Here is an 18,448-nt window from a genome sequence, read left to right as displayed (position 1 = left end):
AACCGATTATGCCAAAACTTTTACATCCATATCCATTCTTTTATTTTCTGCTATTATTGGTATTTCATGGACCTTTAACGAAGTGGGTGCATGTTTGTGCCCGTATTGCTCCATACGCTAGAATGAAGTGCCTGATAAGTTGCAAAATCCTCAACAAAGAACGTTATTCGGTTAATTAGCCGTTAAAAATGCCAGGTATAAATGCAGGCAAATATGGAGTCAGCTTGAGGTTTTATATAATGCTGATATTGGGGCTTTGCCTGGTAGATTTAAGAAAGTAAAGTCGGTTTTGTGAGATTGATGAAGAGGTTTGAAATAGAATCAATTAACTAATTATATCAAAAACTAAAATCAAAACTCATGAAAAAACAATTACTCTATTTAGTTTCTATGTTGTTTTTAGGAACTATCTGTAAAGCGCAAAATGATTATGACTGGCGTATATTATCTAATCCGGGCGTTGGGTTGTTTACTGCATCAAGTAATACATACTCTTTATCGTACTTTAAGGGAGGTGAAATTAATGGAGGCAATATAGGAGAACGTATTTATGTCGCAACAAGAGAGGGAGCTGGAATTGATGTTTTGAATGCCAGCGATGGTTCTTATGTTAAGAGCATACCTATAAGCGGGTCGGGTTTTAAAAATACAAAAATAAGAGTTACTGACATTGGTGAAATTTATTCTGTTACAATGAGGACGGCACTTAGCAGCTCTTCTGACGGGCAGTTTATTACAGTTAATTATCTCGAGAATGAAAATTCTACTGTCGACGTTTTGTCCTTGCCTTATCCGCCTGGAATGTCATCTACACCAAGAATGGGTGATTCATTTGATGTAGTGGGGTCAGGAAACAATGCAGTTTTGTTTATTGGTGGGTCAGCTACACAATCCGTTTATATATACAAAAGAAACGTATCGAATGGGGTGGATTTTGTTAGAGAGGTTCCTATCGGGGCAGATTTGGCGGCATTTTCTATTTCTATCGTTCCAAACGAATCGGATTACTCCAAGTCTGGCTTTTTTGTTTCCCATAATACAACCAGTAACGATCGAAAGCTCTTTTTGTATGACGAAGGTACCAATACCTATATAGGGTATAAAATGCCTCTTAGAATTCATGACGCAACTGCTACTAATAATTTTTCACAAATCAAATATTTCAAAATTAATAATGTGGGATACCTTATGACTTCGGGAGGAAGTACAGAGAGTTCAAAAAAAGTTAGAGTCTTTAAAATATTAGGGAATGATTATACTAATAATATCAATTATGAAGAAGTTAGGGTTTTGAATTCTGGTTCTGGAGTTGATTATAGTTATGTGACAGGAAATGCAGGTCCGTCTGACTTGGAGGTTTCAAAAGAGGTTGTTTCCTCTGCTGATTTTGTTTCCGGAAAATATACTTTAGGTGTTTATCAACTGGTTACTCGTAACACTATATCCAAATATTCATTGACATTTAATTTAGATGGTACGCTTCCGGTTTCCCTTTCAGGTTTTAATGCTTCTATCAAAAATGGTAAGAATACGCTAACATGGACAACCCATACTGAGGACAACAATGAAAAGTTTGAAGTGCAGCGTTCTGGTGACGGCAAAAGTTTCGAAACTATTGGTGTGGAAATGTCAAAAGCGGAAAATGGAAATTCTAGTGCAGTTTTAAATTATCAATTCATAGATGAAAACCCGTTAAATGGTATTAATTATTATAGGCTTAAACAGGTAGATAAAAACGGACAGTTTAAATTGTATGATGTTCAATTCATTAAAAATGGTGTAAATGCAGTTTATGTTTATCCAAATCCTACTACAGATGTTGTTAATGTAGATAATCTATTGCAGTCTGAAATCAGTTATGCGATTTACAATGCTAAGGGAAAGCTATTGTTTTCTGGTGATTCATCAAAAATGATGATTTCTATTTCATTATATAATTATCCTTCCGGAATTTATTTTGTAAAAGTTACAGATAATGATTTAGGTGTGAAAAATTATAAAATCGTGAAGCAATAGTACTGCCCTCTGGGTTTTCAGGGGGATTGTCTTGTGTTCTTTATGGCGGATGGAGTTTTAAGGAATGCGAACGAAAACAGGTTATTAATAAAGCAACTTTAGTTAGGATAGAGTTTATCTATTAAAACAAATCAATATTGTAAAGGTGTTGATAGCACCCTTTTTATACCAATTTTATGTCAATAAGAATCTTTTTTCTTGCAGCGTTAACTGCTATAACCTGCAATTTGTTCAGTCAAACTTCACCAAAAAGGGAATTCAGAGGTGTTTGGATAGCGACGGTAAAAAATATCGACTGGCCATCAAAAGCTGGCTTAAGTTCTGATTTACAAAAAGAAGAGCTTGTCAGAATTTTGGATGAACATCAGAGAAATAAAATGAATGCCATCATATTTCAGGTTCGGCCTTCAGCTGATGCCTTCTACGCAAATAGCGAAGAATTATGGAGTTATTTTATTGCGGGTCGACAAGGTCAGGGGCCCGAGCCATTTTATGATCCTTTAGAGTTTGCCATTCAGGAAGCGCATAAAAGAGGAATGGAGTTGCATGCCTGGTTTAATCCATACAGGGCTACGAATGACAGTAACGAAAGTCTGGTGAGTCCTAACCATATCACTCATCAAAAACCAGAATGGTTCTTTAGTTATTCAAAAAAGAAATTCTTTGATCCGGGTTTACCTGAAGTAAGGGATTATATTAATAAAATAATCTTAAATGTAGTTAGGAATTACGATATAGACGGTGTTCATTTTGATGACTATTTCTATCCATATCCTGGCAAAGAGCTTATGCCCGATACGATAACATTTGCACAATATCCCAATGGATTTACAGACATTCATGACTGGAGAAGGAACAATGTAGATTTATTAATTAAATCTGTTTCTGACAGTATTAAAAAAGCGAAGCCTTATGTAAAGTTTGGAATCAGTCCGTTTGGTATCTGGAGAAATAAAAGCGAAGATCCCAGAGGTTCAGATACTAAGGGTATGTCTGGTTATTCAGCTTTATATGCCGATGTATTAAAATGGACAGAAAGAGGCTGGATAGATTATGTAAATCCACAAATTTATTTTCCATTTAATTATGCACCTGCAGCTTATGAGAAATTGGTGGACTGGTGGGCAAAAAATGCATATGGAAAGCATATTTATGTGGGGCATGGTATATATCGGTTAACCGAGACTAAAAATGGCTGGAATGACCCGACACAAATGCCCCGGCAAATCAGATATTTAAGAGAAAATCCTAATATCCAGGGCAGTGTTTATTTCAGTTCGAAATCTATAACCAATAATTTAGGTGCATTTCAGGATTCATTACGGTTAGATTTGAATAAAAACATTGCATTAGTACCCACAATGCCATGGATAGATGCTATAAAGCCAATAACCGTTACAGAGGTTGAGATGAAAAAAGGCAAGTTGAGCTGGCAAAAATCACAGGATAGAAATGTTTTTGGTTACGTGATTTATAGATTTCCTAAAAAAGGCACTATAGATACAGAGGACCCTAAAAATATAGTAAAAGTTATTTACGATGTTAATAGCCTTTCCTATACCGAAGAGCCAAATTTTAAAACCAGAAAATACAAGTATGGTATCACTGCGCTAAATAGGCTCAAAAGCGAGAGTATATTGTCAGAAATTGTAAAAGGAAAATAATATGCATAAATATGCGTTTTTAAAAAATAAAAATGCATATTTATGCAGTTTTTGTTTTTAATTGTTATTTTTGAGAAGGCTGATATTCAATTTCTATAAAAGGTTACTAAGATGTATAGGAAAGGGTTTTTATTCATTTGGTTAACAATAACTGCTTATTTTGCACTAGGGCAGGATGTCAAATTTGCATTGGTGACAGATACTCATGTCGGAAATGCAACGGGAGCAGAAGATTTAGAAAATACTGTAAGCGATATTAATATAAATCCGTCAATAGAATTTGTAATTATATCCGGAGACGTAACTGAATTTGGGTCAGATGAAGAGCTTAAAATAGCTAAAAGTATTCTTGATAAACTAAATAAACCGTGGTATGCCGTTCCTGGTAACCACGATAGTAATTGGTCTGAAAGTGGAGCCAATACATTTAATACCATATTTGGCAAAAGCACTTTTTATTTTGAACATAAGGGAATGGTTTTTATCGGGACAGGATCGGGGCCAAATATGCGTATGGGGCCCGGTCAAATTCCAAGAGAAGATGTTGTTTGGTTGCAGCAGGTGCTAAAAACAGTTGGAAGCAAACCTGTTGTCTATATTAATCATTATCCACAGGATTCGTCGCTCAATAACTGGTATAGTGCGATAGATCTTATTAAGCAGCATAATATCCAGTTTATGCTTTGTGGCCATGGCCATATTAATAAGCTATACAATTCCGAAGGAATAGCTAATGTTATGTGCCGTTCTAATTTAAGAGCTAAAGATTCCATAGGTGGATATAACATCATAACCATTTCTGGCGGGGCGGGCACTTTTCAGGAAAAGCGACCTTCAATACCTGTAAAAGAAGCCTGGTTAACATTGAAATTGTCTGAATATAAACCAGACTCAATTGCTTATAAGAGGCCTTCTTATGAAGTCAATAATAGGCAAACGAGCGTTAGGTCTGTTTGGGAATATCAGGACGATAGTGATCTGGGGACAGGAATTTCTTTGTATAAAAGATTAGCTATAACGGCAAATACAAAAGGAGAAGTATATGCATTGGATATAAAAAAAGGCAAGAGAATCTGGACATTTGAATCCAATGGTAAAATTTATTCGACTCCGGCTGTAGCTTCAGGAATAGTAGTTGTAGGTTCGTCAGACCATTATATATACGGACTCTCTGCAAAAAACGGTGAATTGTTATGGAAGATCAAAACCGATAAAGCTGTATTGGGTTCTCCTGTAATTTATCAGGATAGAGCATATATCGGAAGTTCTGATCATATTTTCCGGGCAATAGACATCCTAACCGGTAAATTAGTTTGGGAATATAAAGATGTAGAAGGTTTTGTTGTGACGAAACCACTTATTTATCGAAATAAAGTATTTTTTGGAAGCTGGGGCAGACATTTTTATGCGCTGGATTTAAAAACAGGTAATCTGGTCTGGAAATGGAATAACGGTTCTGCCAATAGAATGTACTCTCCCGCCGCATGCTATCCTGTAGGTGCCTATGGAAAGGTGTTTATTGCGGCTCCTGATAGATATTTTACAGCGTTTGATGCTGATAATGGAAAAGTATTATGGAGAATAACCAATCCGAAAAACAGAGTAAGGGAATCTATAGGTATTTCTAACGATTCTGCTACTGTTTACGCTAAGACTATGGATGGTAAGGTTATTGGAGCTTCTACTAAAGGAAATACCTATGAAGAGAACTGGACATCTTCGCTTACACTTCCTTATGAAATAAGTCCGACTGCGATTACCGAAAGTAACGGATTGGTATTTATTCCTTCTCAATCTGGTTTGGTAAGTGCTCTGTATCGGAAATCGGGTGAAATTGCATGGCAGTATAAAACTTCTAATAGTCTGGTTAATACTGTTTTTTCATTGGGTAAAAATAGAGTCCTGGTAAGTACTATGGATGGGAAAATTAATTGTTTGAAATATCGTTTTAGATAGAAGCATGAAAAAGTGGCTTTTTGTTATTCTGTTTTGTTATCCTGTGTGTATGTATGCTCAGGATTTTTTACAGCGGACTCCGCAGGCAGTTCACTGGGCAGATAGTGTGCAAGGAAAGTTAAATAAGAGACAGAAGATTGCACAATTAATGGTGATTCGTGTTTCTGAACGGCAAAATGGCAAAGATGTATTTTTTGAAGAAAAGGTAGCTAAAGATGTAAGGAAATATAAAATAGGTGCATTGTGTCTGTTTCAGGGTAATTCTCTAAAGCAGGCAGAAGTACTTAACCGGCTTCAATCTCTATCTAAAGTGCCACTAATGGTTACTGTAGATGGAGAAACCGGTCTTGGAATGCGCTTTTCTGATGTGAAACCCTTTCCAAGCCAGTTAACAATAGGAGCGACTCATGATCCTGATTTAGCTTATAAAGTAGGAGCGGCAATGGCAGAACAATGTCATAGAGCAGGAATTCAGGTTAATTATGCGCCTGTGGTCGATATCAATAACAATCCGGCTAATCCGGTAATCAATGTTCGTTCCTTTGGTGAAGATAAAGAGATGGTAGCCAAAATGGGCGTTAAAATTATGAGGGGTATGCAGGATAATAATATCATGGCTTGTGCCAAGCATTTCCCGGGGCATGGCGATGTAAGTGTAGATTCTCATTATGATTTACCTGTCATATTGAAATCTAAAGCAGCGCTTGATAACTTAGAACTCTACCCGTTTAAAGCTTTGGCAAGAGCCGGGGTTGGAAGTATGATGATGGCTCATTTATATATTCCGGCAATAGATTCCGAAAAGAATAAGGCAACATCCTTATCAAAGAATAATGTTACACATCTTTTGCGGGACGAAATTGGTTATCAGGGACTAACCTTTACCGATGCTTTAGAGATGCAAGGCGTGGCTAAATTTTATCCTCAGGGACTAGCATCTGCAAAATCTATTATTGCGGGCAATGATATGCTTTGCCTGCCGGGTGATATCAAAGGAAGTATCAAAAAAATAAGAAAGTCTATCAGAAAAAAAGAACTTACATGGGATGATATAGATGAAAAAGTTAATAAAGTACTCATTTCAAAATATCATTTAGGTTTAAAGCAGTTACATTATGTTGATACAGCGAATATAGCTGCCGATTTAAATAAAGATGTATATGCTATTAAAAAAGAGGTTTATGAAAAGGCAATTACAGTCTTAAATAAGACAGACTCGACATTGTTTAACCTTGCGGCAAATGCTAAAATTGCTTATGTTGCTGTTGGTGTAAAATCCGATAATAAGTTTGCAGACTTGTTAAAATCTAATTTCAATACAGACGTTTATCTATTTGATAATAGTTCATCAAAAGAAGATGTACGAAAAATAATTAGTAATTTAAACGAAAAATATAATGCAATAGTGTTGGGTCTGCATCAGTTTAATAGGAGTCCCGCAAACGATTTTGGAATTTCACCAATTTCGACCATGTTAATAAGCTCAATCTTACAAAAAGATAAGGTGCTTGGTTTTGTTTTTGGAAATCCTTATGCTGCCAACAAGTTCTCGGAAGCAAAGAATTTGGTTGTGTGTTATGAAGACGATGAGATCATGCATGAGACCGCATTGAGGTTGTTGAGAAAGGAGATTAACCCGGAAGGAAGATTGCCTGTGAGCATTAATGCAAGATATCAACTTGGATCGGGATTGAGTTTAAAATAGGTTTTGGTTATTTTATTCAGTAAACATATGGAATTTACAACTGAAAGAGAATCGAATTACGATGATTTGGAGAAGATGTCTGTAAACGAAATTCTTTCCAATATCAATAAAGAGGATGCAACTGTGTCTGACGCTGTTGCTAAGTCTATTCCTCAAATAGAAAAATTAGTAGAAGCTGCAGTTGAGCGAATGAAAAGAGGTGGCAGGATGTTTTATATAGGAGCGGGAACAAGCGGAAGATTGGGAGTGCTTGATGCCTCGGAATGTCCGCCAACTTTTGGGGTGCCATTTGATTGGATTGTGGGTATTATCGCTGGGGGAGATACAGCTATCAGGAGAGCGGTTGAAAATGCAGAGGACGATATGGGACAGGCCTGGAGAGACCTCGAGGAATTTGAAATAAATGAAGATGACGTAGTGATTGGTATTGCAGCTTCCGGTACTACGCCTTATGTAATTGGCGGTTTACAGAAAGCTAATGAAAAAGGAATAGTAACAGGTTGTATCGTATGTAATTCAGGAAGTCCTATTGCAGCTGAAGCTCAATATCCTGTAGAAATTGTAGTAGGTCCGGAGTTTGTCTCGGGTTCTACAAGAATGAAATCCGGAACAGCACAGAAACTTGCGCTAAATATGATCAGTACAACCGTAATGATTCAAATGGGTAGGGTGAAGGGAAATAAGATGGTTGATATGCAACTGACTAATCACAAGTTAGTTAGCAGAGGTACCAAGATGATCGTACAGGAAACCGGTGTAAGTGAAGAGAAAGCCTCTCAATTGCTGGAAAGATATGGTAGTGTGCGAAAAGCCATAGAGAGTTGTACCCATCACTAAAATATTTTTAATAAAGACCCTGTTGTTTTAACAATTATTATCATCTTGTGTTGGTAAAAAATGACTTTAATTTATTGACAAAATAATATATATGTCTCCCTTATTACTTTTATTGTTTTTGATTGTATACTTCTCTGTATTAATCATAATATCTTATTTTACATCAAAAAACTCTTCGGACAATTCGAGTTTCTTTATTGCCAACAGAAACTCAAAGTGGTATTTTGTCGCATTTGGTATGATAGGAACTGCACTTTCGGGTGTAACCTTTATTTCTGTTCCCGGTGCTGTAGAAAAAAGTTCTTTCGGGTATTTTCAATTTGTATTGGGTAATGCAGTAGGATTTATTCTTATAGCAACGGTGCTGCTGCCGCTGTATTACCGACTGAATCTGATTTCCATCTATACTTATCTTGAAAAAAGATTTGGTTATTGGAGCTATAAATCCGGGGCAATGATTTTCTTGATATCCAGAACGATAGGCTCTGCCTTTAGACTTTACCTGGTGGCAATTGTTCTTCAAAAATTTATTTTCGATGCTTGGAATGTTCCATTCTGGATCACTATAGTTATATGTTTGCTTTTAATATGGTCTTACACTTTTAAAGGAGGGTTAAAAACAATTATTATTACCGATACACTGCAAACTGTATTTCTTTTGTCATCGGTGATATTGTCTATTTATTTCATATCAAAAGGTTTAAATATAGATCTGAAACATACTTTTGAAGCTGTAAAAGAAAGCTCTTATTCCAGAATATTCTTTTGGGATGATTTTGGTTCCAATAAAAATCATTTCATTAAACAGTTTTTAGGAGGTATATTCATTACAATTGCGATGACTGGTTTAGATCAGGATTTAATGCAGAAGAATCTGAGTTGTAAGAATATCTGGGAGGCACAGAAAAATATGCTGTCTTTTACCGGGATTTTTGTGGTAATGAATCTCTTCTTTTTAAGCGTAGGTGCATTGCTTTACATTTATGCAAATGCTAAAGGTATAGATACCGCATCTTTAGGTACTCCAGATCATTTATTTCCGGAAATAGCCCTGAACTATCTGGGAGTTGTACCTGCAATTATTTTCATGCTGGGGTTAACTGCTGCCACATTTGCAACTACTGATTCGGCCTTAACAGCATTGACTACATCTTTTTGTGTAGATTTTCTGCATTTTGATAAGAAAGGAGATACAAACGATCCTGTGTTGGTAAAGCAAAGGCATTGGGTACATCTGGCTTTTTCTTTTGTAGTTTTTCTGGTGGTATTGGTTTTCAAAATCATCAATGACGACTCTGTGGTAAATGCTATTTTTAAAGCAGCGGGTTATACATACGGGCCTTTGCTTGGTTTATTCGCTTTCGGAATGATAAGCAAAAGAAGTATAAAAGATAAATTAATTCCCTATATCTGTGTGCTTTCGCCTGCTATTGCATTCTTTATAGATAAAGAATCATTAAGCTGGTTTGGATACTCAATAGGTTTTGAATTAATTATTATCAATGCCCTTATTACTATGCTTTGTATGTTGCTGACAAGCAGTCGAGCGAGAGATCTGGCTTAATTTTTTTTAGAATATGGTTATGATTTGTTCGGGGTTAACTTGGATAAATCATAACTATTTTCAATTTTAGTCGTTTATAAAATATCTGAAATGAACATTGGTGAACTGTTAAAAACTATCATCCCTACGGATAGAATTAAGGATAGATTAATAGATGTTGTAGCATATGCAGCTGATGCAGGTTTTTATCACCTGACGCCAAAAGCTGTGGTTCAGCCAGTATCAGTTGATGAGATTGTTGCATTATTTCGATTTTCTCATCAACATCAAATGCCTATGACATTTCGGACAGGCGGTACCAGTCTTTCGGGACAATCTATAACCGATGGTATATTAGTGGACCTGAGTCAGTACTGGGATCATATAAATGTAGAACAAGGGGGGGCGCAAGTTCGGGTGCAGCCGGGAATAATAGGGGCGGCAGTAAATAACAAACTTAGAAGTTTTGGGAAGAAAATAGGACCGGATCCGTCTAGTATTAATTCAGCTATGATAGGAGGTATTCTCTCTAATAACTCAAGTGGGATGTGTTGTGGTGTACATGCTAACTCTTATCATACTACAAAGTACATTAAATTTATATTGCCTAATGGCAAGTGCTATAGTACAGAAACGCCGGAAGATTATACTCGCTTTGCAGAAGAGTGTCCGGATATATTTAATACATTAACTAATCTGAGAGAGCAGATTATTTCTAATCCTGCTTTGTATGAGGTCATCCGTCATAAATACCAGACAAAAAATACAGTAGGATATTCTGTCAATTCTTTTATTGATTATGAACAACCTTTAGATATTCTGGCTCATTTACTAATCGGGGGAGAAGGGACATTGGGATTTATCGCTGAAGCGGTTATGCAAACCATAGACGATTATAAAGAGAAGTCTACGGCATTGCTGTATTTTCCGGATATTTACGAAGCCTGCAAGGCTATTGTGCCATTAACAGACTCGGGAGCGGAGGCGGTAGAATTAATGGATAGGGCTTCTTTGCGGTCTATAGAACACATTAAAGGTGTACCAGATCTACTCAAAACGTTGCCGGAATCTGCAGCGGCATTGCTGATCGAATATCAGGCACATACAAAAGAAGATCTGGAAGAAAAAATTAATCAGTTTTTATTGCTCTCTGCAGAATTGAGTTTGTTAAGTCCGGCGGTATTTACTCAGATACCGGGAGAACAAGCATTTCTCTGGACATTGAGGAAAGGTATGTTCCCGTCAGTTGGTGCTGTAAGGGCTAGCGGCTCTACCGTGATATTAGAGGATATAGCTTTTCCTGTTGCGACTTTAGGAGATGCTATATTAGATCTGCAAAAGCTGTTTAAAGCATATGATTATACCAATGCGATTATTTTTGGCCATGCCAAAGATGGAAATATTCATTTCGTGGTCACACAATCGTTTCAGAGCCCGTCTGAGATAGAGCGTTATGATAAGTTCCTGCGTGATGTGGTACTTTTGGTTGTAGAGAAATACAAAGGAACGCTTAAAGCAGAACATGGCACTGGTAGAAATATGGCGCCGTTTATTGCAACAGAATGGGGTGAAGAAATTTATGCTATTATGAAAGCGCTTAAAGCGGTTATTGATCCTAGAAATCTCTTAAATCCGGGAGTTATTATTAATGAAGATAAAAAAGCGCATATTGCTAATCTGAAAGATTTACCAACTGTAGAATATGAAGTTGATAAGTGTATGGAATGTGGTTATTGCGAGCATGTTTGTCCCAGTAGAAACCTCACCCTTACTCCCAGACAGCGTATAGTTGTGCGTAGAGAACTGCATACCTTAAAACGAAAAGGTAAGAAAACCGACTATAATACGCTTTTAGAGCAATATCAATATGATGGTTTAGATACCTGTGCCGTAGATGGTTCTTGTGCTTCGGCTTGTCCTGTAGATATCAATACTGGTGATCTGGTAAAACGTTTAAGAAGAGAAAACCATAGTGATTTTTCTAATAAAGTAGCTCTGCAGATTGCGAAAAATTTTGCTTTCGCATCTTCTGCTACTGAATTTGGAGTTAAAGCTGCTACCGGAATTAATAACTTTTTAGGAGGTAATGTTTTAAATAAACTAACCAGAACGATAAAAGACATTATACCTGTTATGCCGCAATGGTCTAACCAAATTAAAGCGACAGGAAATATAAGGTCCAGTTATAAAAAAGACGGCGAAGATGCAATAGTCTATATGCCAACATGTATTTCCAGAATGATGGGAGGGCCGGGGGTTAGTGGTAAGAAAAATATGATTGATACCATGGCAAGCATATCTGCTAAAGTAGGGATTGCTTTTAAGATTCCTAAAGAGATTAGTGGAATGTGCTGTGGGCAAATGTTCTCCTCTAAAGGTTATCAAAAAGCTTTTGAGTATGCTGTAAATCATTCTGTAGAGCAGATATGGGAAGAGAGTAACCAAGGGAAACTTCCGGTAATGTTAGATGTAAGTTCTTGTACGCATACTTTGCAGGGGAGCAGAAATTATTTAACAGATATCAATAAACAAAGATTAGATTCATTAAGAATTATCGATAGTATAGATTATATAGACGAGTTTATTATTCCAAGAGCAAAGTTGCTGCGTAAAAAACAACGAATTGTTTTGCATCCGGTGTGTTCGCTGAAAAAAATGGGGCTAAATGCCCAGTTTAAAAAAATAGCAGATTTTTTTGCCGAAGAAGTAGTTGTTCCTTTTAACGCTTATTGCTGTGGGATGGCAGGAGACAGGGGGTTTTTATTTCCAGAACTCACCCAATCTGCAACCGCAATGGAGGCTCAGGAGGTTAATTCCTGTGGTTCGTTTGATGGTTACTACTCTTCAAGTAAAACCTGTGAAATGTCACTGTCTGACGCAGTAGGGAAGAATTACGAATCTATAGTTTATCTGGTAGACGATTGCATATAATTATATAGCGATAATTAGGTTAAGAGGTGTCTAAGTTAGAGATACCTAAAAGTTTAAACAAAATTTAGTTTTTAGATTGAAATGAGCCCGCTATTCCATCGGGCTCATTTGTTTTATAGCTACTTATTCTTTTCATAAAGTGTCTTTATTTAAGGTCTTTTTTAAGCGAAGGTGGTTTATAAAGCGGAGTTCCAACGATTATCATCTACACTTTTCTGATTTTAGTTATTGTTTGTTATTGCTTGAATTTGCGTATTGTTGCAGTTTTTGATCTGGTTTTACGTTTTTTCGAAAAACAGCTGTTACGACTTATTTATTGCTAATATGCTTGTTATTAGTATAAAATAAAAAATATAAACTTGCAAGTTTCTGATTTTTGCGTAAATTAGTTTCGTGTTTGTGCGTTTTTTGTTTTTCAACATGCATTAAAACTAATAGGTCAAATTTATAAACCGATTTAATAATCTGAACATGAGAAAATCATTACTCTTCTCTGCTGCTTTAGGATTTTTGCTGTTACCCGAACTCTATGCCGAGACTTGGGTGAAGGTGGCGTCGAGAGATCTTTTGAAAGAAACATCTCGTTATGGGATGCAACAGAATATCGTACAAGGTACGGTATCGGACAAGGATGGTCCTATTGCCGGAGCATCTGTTTCTATTGTGGGTACTTCAAAATCGACTATGACTGATTTAAATGGTCATTTTAAGATTGAAGCAACAAAAGGGCAAACGTTGCGGGTATCTTTTTTAGGTTATAAACCAACGGATGTTGTTGTTACCTCTTCTCAGGTGAATATTTCATTAGACAATGAAGATAAAGTTCTGGATGAAGTTGTTGTTGTTGGTTATGGTCAGCAAAAAAAGGGACACTTAACAGGAGCTGTATCTAATGTGGATGTTAAGAAAACCTTTGGAAATAGACCAATTCCTGATGTTGGCCGTGGATTGCAGGGGGCGGTACCTGGCTTATCTGTTGTTGTCCCATCCGGGGAAGTGGGATCAGATCCTATAATAAAGATTCGTGGTCAGGTAGGGTCGGTCTTAGGTTCCAGTAATCCATTAATATTGGTAGACAACGTGGAAATTCCAAGTATCAATATGGTTAATCCCGATGATATTGAAAGTATAACGGTTTTGAAGGATGCTGCATCCGCCGCTATTTATGGTTCTAAAGCTGCTTTTGGTGTAATTTTAATTACCATGAAGAAAGGTACTGCAACGGAGTCAAATACCGTTTCTTATTCTAATAATTTTGTCTGGCAATCTCCATTTAAAGATATTGATATTGCTGGTATAGATGGATTAGAGTATACTTTAGATGCGCATGAAAATATGAAGCAAGCAGGTCCTGCGGGGGGATTTTGGCGTATAGATCGTACCAGCTTCGAAAAAATTAAAGAGTGGCAGCAAAAGTATGGCGCTACAGTAAAGTATGATGATCCCGTTTTATATGGTCGTGACTGGTGGTGGGATGGTACTCAAAAATTTGGATATCGTATCTATGATCCGGTAAAAACGATGGTTAAAGATCATGCTTTTTCGAATATTCATAATTTGGGTATCAATGGAAAAAGCGGAAGAACTGCCTACAATATGAGTGTGGGTTATTTGGGACAGGAAGGTATGATGAAACCGGCTGTTCATGACGACTTCAGGAGAGTTACTCCTACAGTGAATGTGAGTACTCAGGTCACAGACTATTTGACTTTACGTGGAGGTGCGCGTTATTCTGAAAGTACCAAAAGAAATCCAAACTCGTTGTATGTGGACGGATTTGCTGCCGACCCGTGGTTGTATCTTTATCGCTGGTCGCGTTTATTTCCGGTTGGAGTACAGGAAAATGGAAAGGATATCATCGATCCGGCTTTTTCGGCAAGAAAATCTAACGATGAGATAAATAAGAACAGGTTCTTAAATATTAATTTCGGAACGACGATTAATCTTACAAAAAAATGGGACATTCAGGGAGATTATGCTTACCAAACAGAAAATAATAACGAAATATCATCTGTGCCTTATGTGCAGGGAAAGACGCATTGGTATGGTGTAAATGCATTATTTGATGAGAGTGGGAATAGGGTATATGTAGATGAGAACGGAATTCCGACAGATAACGGAGGAATGCCGGCTTATGAATTCCCGATGACAGATTATACCTTAAAGGAAAATACCTACTTCTATCAATATGGTATTAATACCAAAAGACATACCTTTAATGCCTTTTCTACCTATAATCTCGATTTAAAGGAACACCAGATGAAGTTTATGCTCGGTACGAATATCGTAGCATATGATTGGAGGAGTCAGTCTTCTAAGCGAACAAACTTGATTAACAATGATAATCCGCAAGTTAACTTTGCTACCGGAGTGGACAAAATAACGGGAGGGACAAATTGGGATTCGCAAGCAGGTTTTTTTGGCCGCATAAATTATGCTTTTAAAGATAAGTACCTTTTTGAAGTGGGTATGAGACGTGATGGAACATCTAAGTTTCCGACACATCTGAAGTGGCGTTCATATCCTTCGGTTTCTGGAGGATGGGTAATTTCTGGTGAAAACTTTATGGAATCGATAAAGCCGGTATTGAGTTTTGCAAAACTTAGGGCTTCCTGGGGTTCTATTGGAGACCAGTCGGTGCCCAATGACTTATATATTGCAACCATGAATATTGATAAAAATTCATGGTTAACCTCTGCTGGTCAACAATTTTATCAGATGGCTACTCCGGGAGCTATATCCGGGGATATTACATGGCAGGATATTGAGCACTTGAATATTGGGGCCGACCTGAGATTTTTTAATAATAAGCTTGGTATTACCGGAGAATGGTTTCAAAGGAATACGAATAACATGATTGTTGGAGGTGATGTTTTGCCGGACACTTATGGTACGGCAGCTCCGCAAGGTAATTATGGTAATTTAAGAACTCGCGGTTGGGAAATTGCCGCTGATTTTAGTCATTATTTTGAAAATGGTTTAAAATTGGTCTTCAATGCAAACCTTGCTGATGCAGTAACTTTTGTAACCAAAGGTGCGGATTTTAAGACACCATGGGAAAATAGATCTTTAGGGACAACTTTTTCTACAGGTAGACGATATGGAGATATTTATGGTTTTGTGACAGATCGTCTGTATCAGGAAGGAGACTTTGTGTATGATGATTTGGGAAATTTTGTGCAAACAGATATTATTTATAATGGTACCAGCAAGAGAACCAATATGTTGGTGGGGAGTAATCCGGTTTATCAAACTTACTTCGAAGATGGTAATCAAACCATGCTGATGAGTCCGGGGGATATTAAGTTCGTTGACGTTAATGGAGACGGTTATATTGACGCAGGCAAAGGGACCAACGGAGATCCTGGTGATCGCGTTGTTATAGGTAATACAACACCGCGTTATGAATATGGTTTCAGGCTGGGAGCAGAATACAAAGGTTTTGATCTGTCTATGTTCTTCCAGGGAGTCGGTAAACGCCAGATTTGGGGATCAGGTCAGCTGGCAATTCCCGGATACTTTGCGAAAGAAGGTGCTATGCCGCAGGCTATTGCCGGAAATTACTGGAAGCCAGATCGTACAGATGCTTTCTATCCTCGGGCCTGGAATTTAAATGGAGCAAATGAAGGTTATGTTATGCGTGTGCAATCCAGGTATTTATTAGATATGTCCTATTTGAAAATCAAGAATATCACCTTGGGTTATAATATAGACCCGGCGATACTTAATAGGATTAAACTATCTACGGTACGTATTTATGTTTCGTTAGAGAACTATTTTACGTTTGACAACTTGAGAGGACTGCCTATTGATCCTGAAGCGATATCAGGAGTATCCATGTTGAGACCTGGTGGGAATTATAACTTGGGTAGGACGGGGACTTCGAACCCTCCTTTCAAATCGGCTTCAATGGGGTTGCAAATTGGTTTTTAACTATTAATATCTAAGAAATGAAAATCACATATAAAATATTACTAGTCGTCGCAGCTTTAGGTTTTTCTGGATGTGAGAAACTTTTAGACCGTCCTCAACTGACTGAGGAAAATGACGAGACGGCATGGTCAAGTGAAGAAAAATTAAGATTGTACGCTAACAAGTATATGGCCTATTTTTTTGCGTGCTATAGTGGTGGTGCTGCTCCGTTAATTAATTTTACAAATAGCGATGACATTGTTGTGCAAGGTAAACAGCCTAACTTTACAAGAGCTGTACCTGTTAACTCTATTTGGGACATGGAGAATATTCGCTCGACAAATATCATGATCTCGCGTATAGAGAGTAAAATGACAGGTGTGCTTACTGAGGAAGCGAAGAATCACTGGCTGGGGGTCGCCCGTTTTTACAGAGCAGTGGATTACGCTAATCTGGTAAGATCATACGGTGATGTACCTTATTATGATTTTGAGTTACAAGATATAGATACTGATCAGCTTTATAAACCCAGAACATCACGTAACGAAGTGATGGACCATGTATATGAAGACTGGCAATTTGCATTGAACAATGTGAGATTGAACGATGGTGACCAAACCTTAAACCGTTATATTGTTGCAGCAATGGTATCCAGACTGGCTCTGTTTGAAGGAACCTGGCAAAAGTATTATTATAATAACACAGAGCGGGCCAGGAAATTTTTAGAGTTGTCAAGAGATGCTGCACAAATAGTAGTAAACAGTAAGAAATTTGCTATCGAACTTGATTATAAATCGCAATTTACTTCTAAAAGCTTAGCGGGTAGTAAAGATATGATTTTGTATCGCGTATATGATGGTGCGGTTGGAGTAACACATTCTATTTCCTCGTACGGAAATCTTCAGGAATCTACCTTAAATGGTCCAACAACAGATTTGATTAAGGCTTACATCTTAAATGATGGAAGCGTTTGGGAAACCAGTACAATGGCTGATGCAAATGATTTTGATATCACCAACCTGATAGAAACCAGAGATTCACGTTTTGAGGCAACATTCTATTCAAAGCCAGATGCTTTAAATAAAGGATCGTTGTTTTATATTACTAAGTTTTTTCCCCGTGAAGTCGAAAAAATCTTAAAAGAAGTACCGCCAAATGACAGAACACCAGAGCAAGCAACCCTGATTGAGGTTAATAAAGGTTCGAAAAATGAGACGGATGCACCGGTACTCAGGTATGCAGAAGTGTTGCTTAACTTGATTGAAGCCAAGGCTGAACTAGCGACTGTTGGAGGTGATGCGGTAACGCAGACAGATATTGAAGCCACAATTAATGTTATCCGGAAACGTCCTTTAGCTCCGGAAGCAATTGCCAGAGGGGTAAAGCAAACTGCAGCTATGACACTTGCTAATTTGCCTGTTGACCCGAGTCGCGACCCCGGAGTTTCTGCGCTGATATGGGAGATTAGAAGAGAGCGTCGCATGGAGTTTGTTTTCGAAACTTTCCGTTTGACTGATTTGAGACGTTGGTCTAAGCTGGAGTATATGGATAATGATGAAAATGAAGATCTTTTATCTGGAGGTTGGATAGATTTTCCTGCGCAAATGGCAAGTTATATTGCTCCGGCACAGATTGGGAAGCTTTCTGTTGTAGACCTTAATGGAAATGAAACAGTTTATACCGGATCAAACTCTGCGCTGATGAAGGGATTTTATAAAAATCAGGAAAGTGAGGGTAGATTACCATTTTTAAATATCTCAAATGTGAATCCTTATCTGACACCGATAGGATTTAATCAAATGGATCAGTATAGAGCAAAGGGTTACGAATTGAAGCAAACTCAAGGATGGCCCGAGTATTAATCTTTTTATTATTTAAGAGATA

General features: G+C 37.4%; 9 protein-coding genes. All 9 read left to right on the top strand.

From position 1 onward, the window contains the following. The first annotated feature begins 360 nt into the window (after positions 1-360). The 9 genes from ABWO41_RS01215 (at position 361) to ABWO41_RS01175 (ending at position 18,426) form a co-directional block, all read left to right on the top strand. Positions 361-2,016 (top strand): T9SS type A sorting domain-containing protein, encoded by a 1,656-nt coding sequence (locus ABWO41_RS01215; protein WP_353132244.1) that lies wholly within the window; start codon positions 361-363, stop codon positions 2,014-2,016. Positions 2,017-2,192: 176 nt separating this feature from the next. Then, a complete protein-coding gene (locus ABWO41_RS01210) occupies positions 2,193-3,680 on the top strand; it encodes a glycoside hydrolase family 10-like protein (RefSeq protein WP_353132242.1) in 1,488 nt (495 codons plus the stop codon). A gap of 111 nt (positions 3,681-3,791) precedes the next feature. After that, positions 3,792-5,636 (top strand): outer membrane protein assembly factor BamB family protein, encoded by a 1,845-nt coding sequence (locus tag ABWO41_RS01205; RefSeq protein ID WP_353132240.1) that lies wholly within the window; start codon positions 3,792-3,794, stop codon positions 5,634-5,636. A 4-nt stretch (positions 5,637-5,640) separates the two neighbouring features. Then, entirely contained in the window at positions 5,641-7,341 is a 1,701-nt protein-coding gene (locus ABWO41_RS01200) for a glycoside hydrolase family 3 protein (protein WP_353132238.1), read from the top strand. Between the two features lie 27 nt (positions 7,342-7,368). After that, positions 7,369-8,178 (top strand): N-acetylmuramic acid 6-phosphate etherase, encoded by an 810-nt coding sequence (gene murQ / locus ABWO41_RS01195; protein WP_353132236.1) that lies wholly within the window; start codon positions 7,369-7,371, stop codon positions 8,176-8,178. 91 nt (positions 8,179-8,269) lie between these two features. Continuing rightward, positions 8,270-9,742, top strand: coding sequence for a sodium:solute symporter (locus tag ABWO41_RS01190; RefSeq protein ID WP_353132234.1), 1,473 nt, complete (start codon positions 8,270-8,272; stop codon positions 9,740-9,742). A gap of 90 nt (positions 9,743-9,832) precedes the next feature. Next, positions 9,833-12,652, top strand: a complete 2,820-nt coding sequence (locus ABWO41_RS01185) for an FAD-binding and (Fe-S)-binding domain-containing protein (RefSeq protein ID WP_353132232.1) — start codon at positions 9,833-9,835, stop codon at positions 12,650-12,652. A gap of 471 nt (positions 12,653-13,123) precedes the next feature. Further along, entirely contained in the window at positions 13,124-16,585 is a 3,462-nt protein-coding gene (locus ABWO41_RS01180) for a SusC/RagA family TonB-linked outer membrane protein (protein ID WP_353132230.1), read from the top strand. Between the two features lie 17 nt (positions 16,586-16,602). Then, a complete protein-coding gene (locus ABWO41_RS01175; RefSeq protein ID WP_353132228.1) occupies positions 16,603-18,426 on the top strand; it encodes a RagB/SusD family nutrient uptake outer membrane protein in 1,824 nt (607 codons plus the stop codon). Positions 18,427-18,448: the final 22 nt, after the last annotated feature.

Source organism: Pseudopedobacter sp. (genome assembly GCF_040392825.1).
GTDB lineage: Bacteria > Bacteroidota > Bacteroidia > Sphingobacteriales > Sphingobacteriaceae > Pseudopedobacter.
The sequence above is the reverse complement of the archived record's forward strand: the minus strand, read 5'-3'. Positions and strand labels throughout refer to the sequence as shown.